This window comes from Sandaracinobacter sp. (assembly GCF_041909755.1).
Taxonomy (GTDB): Bacteria; Pseudomonadota; Alphaproteobacteria; order Sphingomonadales; family Sphingomonadaceae; genus Sandaracinobacteroides.
The window spans coordinates 68,193-77,059 of sequence record NZ_JAYRCW010000002.1 but is presented as its reverse complement, the minus strand read 5'-3'; the positions used below and the strand labels follow the sequence as shown (position 1 = coordinate 77,059).

The following is an 8,867-nucleotide window of genomic DNA, read 5'->3' as shown; positions in this document are numbered from 1 at the left end:
CGGCACGGCCCGGTGGGCGGGCGGCTGGCGACGGCGAAGGCCCCGGCCGGCATCGGGCTGGTGAAGGGGCCGAACTGGGTGGCGACCACCGGCCCCACCAGCTGGGAAGCGCGCCGGGCGCTGGACACGGTGGAGGCGGGCTTTGCCGTGGATGGCCGCAAGGCGGGCCCCTGGATCACCGACGAGCTGAAGAAGGCCGCGCTGGGCAGCGGTGGGGAAGAGGTGGCCGGGCATGGCAATGTGGACGCCGCCGACGGCACGGTGATCGTGGCGGATTACGGCCTGCCCTATCTGGCGCATGCCTGCATGGAGCCGATGACGGCGACGGCCCGGATCGTGGGCGGCCGGGCGGAAGTGTGGGGGCCGACGCAATCGCTGACGCTGGCGCACTGGCAGGTTGCCGACGCGCTGGGCATCGACAAGGCCGATGTGGTGATCCACCCGACCTTCCTGGGCGGCGGCTTCGGGCGAAAGGCGGAAGCCGATGCCATGGTGGAGGCGGCGCTGATCGCAAAGGCGGTAGGCAAGCCGGTGCAGCTGATCTGGAGCCGGGAGGAGGATCTGGGCACCGACATGTACCGGCCGCCGGTGCAGGCGAAGATGCGCGGCGTGCTTTCGGCGGATCGCAAGCTGCTGGCGTGGGACAGCCGCATCGCGGTGCCGGCGCTGAACAACAATTTCAGCAAGCGCAACATGCCCATGATGGCCTCTGACGAGGACAAGGCGAACGCGGGCGACATCGAGGGGCTGGCGGAAATCCCCTATGCAGTGGACGCCTTCCGGGCCGTGCATGTGCCGGTGGGGCAGCCTGCGCCGCTGGGATACTGGCGATCGGTGGGGCACAGCTTTTCCGGGTTCATCGTGGAAAGCTTCATCGACGAACTGGCAGCGGCGGCGGGTGCGGATCCGCTGGCGTTCCGGCTTTCGCTGCTGGCGGACCGGCCGCGCCATGCCGCCGTGCTGAAGGCGGTGGCCGATCATGGAAAGTGGGGCGAGCCCGCGCCCAAGGGCTTTGCGCGGGGCATCGCCGTGCATGAAAGCTTTGGTTCGATCGCGGCGATGGTGGTGACGGCGGGCGTGGTGGCGGGCAAGGTGAAGCTGCTGGAGGTGGTGAGCGCCATCGACTGCGGCCGCGTGATCGCGCCGGATTCCGTGCGACAGCAGCTGGAAGGTGCTGCCATCATGGGCCTGTCTGCCGCGATGGGCGAGGAAATCACCTTTGCCGACGGCGAGGCGGAGCAGCGCAATTTCCACACCTACGACGTGCTGAAGCTGGCGGATGCGCCGCTGCGGCTGGCGACCGTGATCGTGGAAAGCGGCGCGGCGCTGGGAGGCGTGGGCGAACCGGGGCTGCCGTGTGCGGCGCCTGCGCTTGCGAACGCGCTGGCGGCGGCGACCGGCAAGCGCGCGCGGCAGCTGCCGCTGGCCAGAGCCTACAGCGTCTGATGGCCTTGCCGGAAGGGCATCCGCCTGTTCGCACGGGCAAGGTGGGGCTGTTGCTGGTGAACCTGGGGTCACCCGATGCGCCGAAGCCGGGCGCCGTGCGGCGCTGGCTGAACGAATTCCTGTCGGATCGCCGGGTGGTGGAGCTTCCGCCGCTGATCTGGCAACCGATCCTGAAGCTGTTCGTGCTGACGCGCCGCCCCGCGAAATCGGCGGCGAACTATGCGAAGATCTGGGACCGGGCGGCGAACGAGAGCCCGCTGAAGCGGATCACGCGGGATCAGGCCGAGGCGCTTGCGGGCGCGTTCGGCGCGGACGTGATCGTGGACTGGGCGATGCGCTATGGCGCGCCCGCCATCGGCGAGGGGCTGGCGCGGCTGAGGGCGCAGGGGTGCGACCGGATCTGCCTGGCGCCGCTTTATCCGCAATATTGCAGCGCGACCACGGGCAGCGTGCTGGACGAGACGTTCCGGCAGCTTTCCGGACAGCGCTGGATGCCGGCGATCCGCACCCTGCCGCCCTATCATGACCATCCGGCCCATATCGCAGCGTTGAAGGCTTCGGTGGAACGGCAGCTGGCCGCGCTGGATTTCGTGCCGGAGAAGATCCTGCTGAGCTTTCACGGCATGCCGAGGCGCACGCTGGATCTGGGTGATCCCTATCATTGCCAGTGCCAGAAGACCGCGCGCCTGCTGCGCGAGGCGCTGGGGCGGACGGAGGCGGAGATGCCGCTGGCCTTTCAGAGCCTGTTCGGCCGCGCCGAATGGCTGAAGCCCTATACCGAGCCGCTGCTGACGGAGCTGGCGCAATCCGGCACCCGGCGCGTCGCGGTGCTGATGCCGGGCTTTTCCGCCGACTGTATCGAGACGCTGGAGGAAATCGCGATCGGCGCGCGGGAGGCCTTTCTGGAGGCCGGTGGCACCCATTTCGCGGCGCTGGACTGCCTGAATGCGTCTGACGAAGGGGTGGCGATGCTGCGCGCCCTGCTGGGCGAGGCGCTGGCGGGCTGGATTCGCTGAACTTTTCCGGTTTCGCCAGCTTGTGCGGGCCAAGGGCGGGGTCTAGCTTTGGCGCAAACGGGAAGGGAGAGGTTCATGGCGCGTGTTGCACTGGTCACCGGGGGAACCCGGGGCATCGGCGAAGCCATCTGCATGGGGCTGAAGGCGGCGGGGTTCACCGTCGCGGCCAATTATGTGGGTTCGGATGACAGGGCGAAGGCCTTCTCGGAGCGGACGGGCATCAAGGCCTGGAAGTTCAACGTGGCCGATCACCAGGCCGTGGTGGACAGCGTGGCCGCCATCGAGGCGGAGCTGGGCCCGATCGACGTGGTGGTGAACAACGCCGGCATCACCCGCGACGGCACGCTGCTGAAGATGAGCTTCGAGGCCTGGAAAGAGGTGATCGACGTGAACCTGGGCGGCTGCTTCAACACGGCGAAGGCGACCTTCCCGGGGATGCGGCAGCGCGGCTGGGGGCGGATCGTGAACATCGGCTCCATCAACGGGCAGGCGGGGCAATATGGGCAGGTGAATTATGCCGCAGCGAAAAGCGGCATCCACGGCTTCACCAAGGCGTTGGCGCAGGAAGGCGCGAAGTTCGGGGTGACGGTGAACGCCATCGCGCCGGGCTATATCGACACCGACATGGTGGCGGCCGTTCCGCCCGACGTGCTGGAAAAGATCGTGGCGAAGATCCCGGTGGGCCGGCTGGGCCATGCGGAAGAGATCGCCCGCGCCGTGGTGTTCCTGTGCGCCGAGGATGCGGGGTTCATCACCGGCAGCACGATGAGCGTGAACGGCGGACAGCATATGTACTGACGAAGGCGGGCGCCTGTTCAGCGCCCCCACCTCAACCCCTCCCCGGAAGGGGAGGGGCGTTCGTCGATGCGGACTCGGCGGCCTTACCGCCGGCCGCTATAAGGCCCGTCATGCTGAAGAAGCGGAGCTTCACCATCCAGGGGCATCGCACCTCTGTCGCGCTGGAGCCCGAATTCTGGGCCGCGTTCGACGAGGCCGTGGCCGGCGAGGGGATTACCCCCACCGGCTGGATCACGCGGCTGGATGAAGCGCGCAGCACCCCGCTTGCCAGTGCGATCCGGGTGGAATTGCTCAGACGAGCGAGAGCCCGATAAGCAGCCTTGTGTCGATCACGCAGCCGCGCGCGCGGGCGGATTCGATGAAGGCGGGAATGCGGGAGACGGGGACGACATGGGTGACGATGCCTTCGTTCCCCACCCCGCCGCCCGCGCCGGTGCGGCGCAGGCCCGTGGCGCGATAGAGGTGATAGATTTCGCCGACCATGCCGGGCGAGGAGGCGAATTCGCCGAACGCCTCCCACTCGTCGGCCTCGTAGCCGGTTTCCTCGAACAGCTCGCGCCGGGCGCTGTCGAAGATGTCCTCGCCTTCGGTTTCGTCGCCCACAAGGCCTGCGGGAAGCTCGATGCAGGGCCGGCCGAGCGGGGGACGATATTGTTCGACGAGGACTAGTTCATGCAGGTCTGTCAGGGCGACGATCACGGCGGCCTGGATGCCGCGCGTGCGCTTCACAAATTCCCACTGCCCGCCATCGCCCCAGGGGGCGACATGGGCTTCGAGGAATTTTCCCTGCCAGACGGCCTTGCTCATTCAGCCGCCCGGACGAAGGGGATCGGCAGGCCGTTCGCCGCCGGCGTCGCTTCGAACTCCGTGCCCTGCCGCATCAGCTGGCGGCCGATGGCGAACTTGTGGACTTCGGTGGGGCCGTCATAGAGGCGGAAGGGGCGCATGTCGCGGTAGATCATTTCCACGACCGTCTCGTCTGTCACGCCGATGCCGCCAAGGATCTGCACGCAGCGATCCGTCACCTGGAACAGCCGCTCGGAAATTTCGGATTTCGCGATCGAGCTTTCGTGGCGGCCCTTCACGCCATTGTCCATCAGCCAGGCCGTCTGCCAGGTCAGCAGGCGGCTGACCTTCAGGTCGATCTCGTTCTGGGCGAGCAGGAAGGAGACGCCCTGATGATCGCCGATGGGCTTGCCGAAGGCGGTGCGGGTGCGGGCGTGATCGATGGCGATCTTGTGGGCGCGGGCCGCCGCCCCCAGCCAGCGCATGCAGTGCGTCATCCGGGCGGGCGCAAGCCGCATCTGGGCATAGCGGAAGGCTTCGCCAACCTCGCCCAGCAGGGCGTCTGCCGGCAGCTTCAGGTTGTTGAAGCGCACCACGCCATGGCCTTCGACATAGTTGCGATCCATGGAGTTCATCACCCGCTCGATCTCGATGCCGGGGGTGCCGCCTTCGCAGACGAACAGGGTGGGGCCGTCGGGGCCGTGCGCGTTGGGCAGCACGCGCGCCATGATGATCCATGTCTTTGCGCCATTGGCGCCGGTGATCAGCCACTTCAGGCCGTTGATGGTGAAGTGGGTGCCATCGAACACCGCTTCCGTCTTCAGCTGGGCCGGATCCGATCCGGCGCCCTCCGGTTCCGTCATCGCGAAGACGGAGCGCTGGTGGCCCTGAACCACGGGCTTCAGATAGCGGTCTGCCTGGTCGGGGCGGCAGATCTTGGAGAGGATGTACATGTTCCCCTCGTCGGGCGCGGCGCAGTTCATCGCGACCGGCCCCAGCGTGGACCAGCCGGAGGCTTCCAGCACCACGGCGACTTCGGTGTGCGACAGCCCCTTGCCGCCATAGGTGGTGGGGCATTGCACCGACAGAAGATCCGCCGCGCGGGCCTTTTCCACCAGTTCCTGCCGGAGTGCGTCCGTCGGGCCGTGCTGGGTGAGGCGCGGATCGCGTTCGTAGGGGATGATTTCGTCGATGACGAACTTGCGGGTGCGGGCAGCAAGCGCCGCGAGTTCGGGGGAAATGGAGAAATCGATCATGGTCGGTCCTCAAACTGGTCGAGCGCCTGGGCGAGGATCGCCCCGGCAAGGGATGCGAAGCCCGCATAGCGGCTGCCGGAAAGCGCTCCCTGCTGCCACAAGCGATAGAGTTGCATCCAGGCGGTGGCGAGGCGCAGCCGGGCGAGGCCGAGGTGCCAGCCCAGATGCGGCGGGATGCCGCCCGCCGCCTTTGCATAGGCGGCGACCGCCGCGGCCCGGCCGGGCCAGCCGGGGGTGAGCGACGGGATGGCGCCAAGCGCATGGGTTTCGGCCGGATCGCCGGGCTCGATCCAGTAGGACAACAGCACGGCGAGATCGAAGGCGGGCGGCCCCAGCGTGCCCATGTCCCAGTCGATCAGGGCAGAGGCGCGGCGGGTGTCGGGATCGACGAGCAGATTGTCGAACTTCGCATCCATGTGCAGCAGGCGCGCCGGGGGATCGGGCGGCAGCGTTTCGGCCATCCGCGCCAGCAACGGGGCAAGTGCGGGCGGGGCCTCTGCCGCGAAGGCGGCTTCGGCGCGTTTCGTCCAGCCCTTCAGCTGCCGTTCCGCGAATCCGCTGGGTTTGCCGAGGTGAAGGAGGCCGTCCTGTTCGGGATCGAGCGCGTGCAGCCGGGCGAGCGTTTCCGCCAGCGCGTCGATCAGCCAGCCGCTGTCATCGCCAGACAGACGCTCGGGCAGGCTGCCGCCGATCGCGAGGCCGGGGCGATAGTCGAGCAGCTGGAAAGGGGCGCCGATGACGGATGCATCGGCACAGAAGGCCACGCTGCGGGGGGCGAGCGGGAAGATCGGGTGCAGGGCAGACAGCACCCGCGCTTCGCGCGCCATGTCGGACGCGCCATGGGCGAGATCACCGGCGGGCGGGCGGCGGAACACGGCCGGGGCGCCATCCACGGACACAAGATAGTTGAGGTTGGCGAGGCCGCCGGCGAACTGGCGGGCGGGCGCGGAATCGAGCGTCAGGCCCTGCGATTGCAGCCAGAGGCCGATCGCTGCCCAGTCCTGCGGCAGGGGGTCGGTGCGGAACATCCGGCCCTGCTGTCAGGATTTGGGTGCGGTGTCTTTCGATTTCGGCTCACCCTCTTCCTTCTGCGGGCTGGCGGCCGGCGCAGCGCCGGGCGCGGGCCGGGCCGAGCGGACAACGCCGGAAAAGGCGCGGGGCAGGCTGAGTTTCGATTCGGAACTGCTGATGATGCGGCAATCCCCGCCGAAGAAGGGGCGGGGGCAGATCTGCCAGGGCTGCCCCTCCACCACCCGGATCGAGCGGGGCGAAAAGCTCATGTTCGGGCTTTCGCTTTCCAGATTGTAGCGCGCGCCCTGGAAATGGCGCTGGCTGAACATGGCGACTTCGGCCGTCGCCGGGGCCGCCGCGGCCAGCGCGGCCGCAAGCATCAGCACCCGCATCCTCAGTATCCCGTCTGCACGCAGAGGACATCGGCCAGATAGACCCGGCGATTTTCGGTTTCCATCAGCTGTCTGGCGGAGCCGCGCCAGCCGGCGTCGACGCAGAAGCGATCCGCCGTTTCGGCGGCGCAGGCGGATGTCGCGTTGCCGTTCGGGCAGGCGAGGACACGGCTGTTCCCCCGGCGCGGCGCTGGGAAGAATTCGGACGCCATCCCTTTCAGGCGCTGGCCGCCGATGGCCCCGCCGCCCCAGCCGCCGCCGCCCGCCACGCGCATCGAGTGCAGCGGCCCGGGCCAGCCGAAGCTGCGGCGCAGGTTGCCGTCTGAACTGGTGACGGTGAGGCAGCGGCCCCGGAAATTGGGTTCCGGGCACAGTTCCCACCGGCCGCTGCCGACGCGGATCGAGGTGATCTGGAAGTTGAGCTGCATGTTGGGGTTGGCGCCGTTCACGGCGACGGCAGGGCCGCTGAAATTCGCGTCGCGATAGACGGTGGCCGTCTGCGCCTGCACCGGCGCGGCGGCTGCAAGGCCCGCTGCCGTCATTGCCAGGAATGCTGCTTTCATCGGATCCTCCCCTCGGTGCCCTGCGCCTAGTGCTAGCGCGGCTGCCGGGCGCTTGCCAATGCCCAGTTTCGTGCGGACTGATGATGGCCGCCATGACATGGCGCAATTGGTGGGGAGGATCGGGATGCGGGGATCAAAGGGCTGGCTGCTGGCGGCTGCAATGCTGGCCGGCACACCGGGGCTGGCGCAGGCGGTTTCGCCGCAGACGCGGGCGGCCAACGCTGCGGTGCTGAAGGGCCTGCCGGCCGACGACGGGCAGGACGCGGACTTCGCGGCGCGCGGCTTCCTGGGCACGCATCCCGCGCCCACGATCCCGCGGGACGACGGCAAGGGCGTTGCCTGGGATTTCGCCGCGCTCGACCGGTTGAAGGGCCCGGCGCCGGCCAGTGTGAACCCGTCGCTGTGGCGGCAATCGCGGCTGATGGCGAAGCACGGGCTCTTCAAGGTGACCGACCGCGTCTATCAGGTGCGCGGCTTCGACATTTCCGTGATGACGGTGATCGTGGGCGACCGGGGCTATATCCTTGTCGATCCGCTGCTGTCGGTCGAGCCGGCGCGCGCGGCGCTGGCGCTGGTGCGGCAGAAGGTGGGCGACAGGCCGGTGACGGGGCTGATCTATACCCACAGCCATGGCGACCATTTCGGCGGCGCAGCGGGCGTGCTGGGGGAGGCGGATGGCAGGACGGTGCCGATCCTGGCGCCGGACGGCTTCCTGGAGCATGCCGTTTCCGAGAATGTGATTGCTGGCAACGCGATGAGCCGTCGCGCGCTCTATCAGTTCGGTGCCAATCTGCCGTTCGGGCCGGACGGGAAGGTGAACAGCGGGATCGGGCCGGCGATTTCGTCCGGCGCGACGAGCCTGCTGCCGCCGACCGATGTGGTGAAGGCGACGGGCGAGACGCGCGTGATCGACGGCGTGACGTTCGTATTCCAGCTGACGCCCGACACCGAGGCGCCGGCGGAGATGAACTTCCACCTGCCGCAGTTCCGCGTGCTGCATCTGGCGGAGAACGCCAACGCCACGATGCACAACATCCTGACCCCGCGCGGGGCGCTGGTGCGGGATACCAAGGGCTGGGCGGATTATCTGACGGAGGCGCTGCGCCTTTACGGCGCGAATAGCGATATCGTGGCGACGAGCCACGGCTGGCCGCGCTTTGGGCAGGCGGTGGTGCAGGACTATGTTGCCAGCCACCGCGACGCCTATAAATATCTGCACGACCAGTCCGTCCGCCTGATGAACAAGGGGCTGACGAAGGACGAGATTGCGGAACAGATCGAACTGCCGCCCGCGCTGAAGGCCCGCTGGTTCAACCGGGGCTATTACGGCACCATGAATCACAATTCGAAGGCGGTCTATCAGCGCTATCTGGGCTGGTATTCCGGCAATCCGGCCGAACTGCACCGGCACCCGCCCGAAGCGCTTGGCGCGCGCTATGTGGAGGCGCTGGGCGGGGCGGACCGGGTGGTCGCGCTGGCGAAGGCGGCGGCGGCATCCGGCGATTACCGCTGGGCTGCCACGCTGCTGGATCATCTGGTGTTTGCCGGCGCCGCCGGGCCGGAGGCGAAGGCGCTGCTTGCGGACGGCTACCGGCAGAT

General features: G+C 68.3%; 10 protein-coding genes. 5 read left to right on the top strand and 5 right to left on the bottom strand.

Annotation, left to right across the window (positions count from 1 at the left end):
* From ACE3O8_RS00815 to ACE3O8_RS00800, 4 genes are all read left to right on the top strand, one after another.
* A partial coding sequence (locus ACE3O8_RS00815) for a xanthine dehydrogenase family protein molybdopterin-binding subunit (protein WP_374385757.1) occupies positions 1-1,446 on the top strand: 1,446 nt, incomplete at its 5' end.
* Positions 1,446-2,462 carry a ferrochelatase gene (gene hemH, locus ACE3O8_RS00810; RefSeq protein ID WP_374385755.1) on the top strand — a complete coding sequence of 339 codons (1,017 nt, stop codon included), beginning with the start codon at positions 1,446-1,448 and terminating at the stop codon, positions 2,460-2,462. The genes ACE3O8_RS00815 and hemH, both read left to right, overlap by 1 nt.
* Positions 2,463-2,537: 75 nt before the next feature.
* Complete coding sequence (gene phbB / locus ACE3O8_RS00805) at positions 2,538-3,260, top strand: acetoacetyl-CoA reductase (protein ID WP_374385753.1); 723 nt, start codon at positions 2,538-2,540, stop codon at positions 3,258-3,260.
* Positions 3,261-3,370: 110 nt separating this feature from the next.
* Complete coding sequence (locus tag ACE3O8_RS00800; RefSeq protein ID WP_374385751.1) at positions 3,371-3,574, top strand: ribbon-helix-helix domain-containing protein; 204 nt, start codon at positions 3,371-3,373, stop codon at positions 3,572-3,574.
* Here ACE3O8_RS00800 and ACE3O8_RS00795 read toward each other — a convergent pair.
* From ACE3O8_RS00795 to ACE3O8_RS00775, 5 genes are read right to left on the bottom strand one after another with little or no spacing between them, the layout of a single operon-like run.
* On the bottom strand, positions 3,552-4,067 hold the full coding sequence (locus ACE3O8_RS00795; protein ID WP_374385749.1) for an NUDIX hydrolase: 516 nt from the start codon (positions 4,065-4,067) through the stop codon (positions 3,552-3,554). The two genes, ACE3O8_RS00800 and ACE3O8_RS00795, sit on opposite strands and share 23 nt — an antisense overlap.
* Positions 4,064-5,302 carry an acyl-CoA dehydrogenase family protein gene (locus tag ACE3O8_RS00790; RefSeq protein ID WP_374385747.1) on the bottom strand — a complete coding sequence of 413 codons (1,239 nt, stop codon included), beginning with the start codon at positions 5,300-5,302 and terminating at the stop codon, positions 4,064-4,066. Before ACE3O8_RS00790 ends, ACE3O8_RS00795 begins: the two co-directional genes overlap by 4 nt.
* Positions 5,299-6,330, bottom strand: a complete 1,032-nt coding sequence (locus tag ACE3O8_RS00785; RefSeq protein WP_374385745.1) for a phosphotransferase family protein — start codon at positions 6,328-6,330, stop codon at positions 5,299-5,301. Before ACE3O8_RS00785 ends, ACE3O8_RS00790 begins: the two co-directional genes overlap by 4 nt.
* 12 nt (positions 6,331-6,342) lie before the next feature.
* Complete coding sequence (locus ACE3O8_RS00780; protein WP_374385743.1) at positions 6,343-6,705, bottom strand: hypothetical protein; 363 nt, start codon at positions 6,703-6,705, stop codon at positions 6,343-6,345.
* A 2-nt stretch (positions 6,706-6,707) separates the two neighbouring features.
* Positions 6,708-7,268 (bottom strand): beta/gamma crystallin-related protein, encoded by a 561-nt coding sequence (locus tag ACE3O8_RS00775; RefSeq protein WP_374385741.1) that lies wholly within the window; start codon positions 7,266-7,268, stop codon positions 6,708-6,710.
* A gap of 124 nt (positions 7,269-7,392) precedes the next feature.
* Here ACE3O8_RS00775 and ACE3O8_RS00770 point away from each other — a divergent pair.
* The coding region (locus ACE3O8_RS00770) for an alkyl/aryl-sulfatase (protein ID WP_374385759.1) at positions 7,393-8,867 on the top strand (1,475 nt) is incomplete at its 3' end.

Coding starts and splice junctions, on each gene's coding strand:
- hemH (WP_374385755.1), top strand. CDS start 1,446: ATGGCCTTGCCGGAAGGGCATCCGCCTGTTCGCACGGGCAAGGTGGGG.
- phbB (WP_374385753.1), top strand. CDS start 2,538: ATGGCGCGTGTTGCACTGGTCACCGGGGGAACCCGGGGCATCGGCGAA.
- ACE3O8_RS00800 (WP_374385751.1), top strand. CDS start 3,371: ATGCTGAAGAAGCGGAGCTTCACCATCCAGGGGCATCGCACCTCTGTC.
- ACE3O8_RS00795 (WP_374385749.1), bottom strand. CDS start 4,067: ATGAGCAAGGCCGTCTGGCAGGGAAAATTCCTCGAAGCCCATGTCGCC.
- ACE3O8_RS00790 (WP_374385747.1), bottom strand. CDS start 5,302: ATGATCGATTTCTCCATTTCCCCCGAACTCGCGGCGCTTGCTGCCCGC.
- ACE3O8_RS00785 (WP_374385745.1), bottom strand. CDS start 6,330: ATGTTCCGCACCGACCCCCTGCCGCAGGACTGGGCAGCGATCGGCCTC.
- ACE3O8_RS00780 (WP_374385743.1), bottom strand. CDS start 6,705: ATGCGGGTGCTGATGCTTGCGGCCGCGCTGGCCGCGGCGGCCCCGGCG.
- ACE3O8_RS00775 (WP_374385741.1), bottom strand. CDS start 7,268: ATGAAAGCAGCATTCCTGGCAATGACGGCAGCGGGCCTTGCAGCCGCC.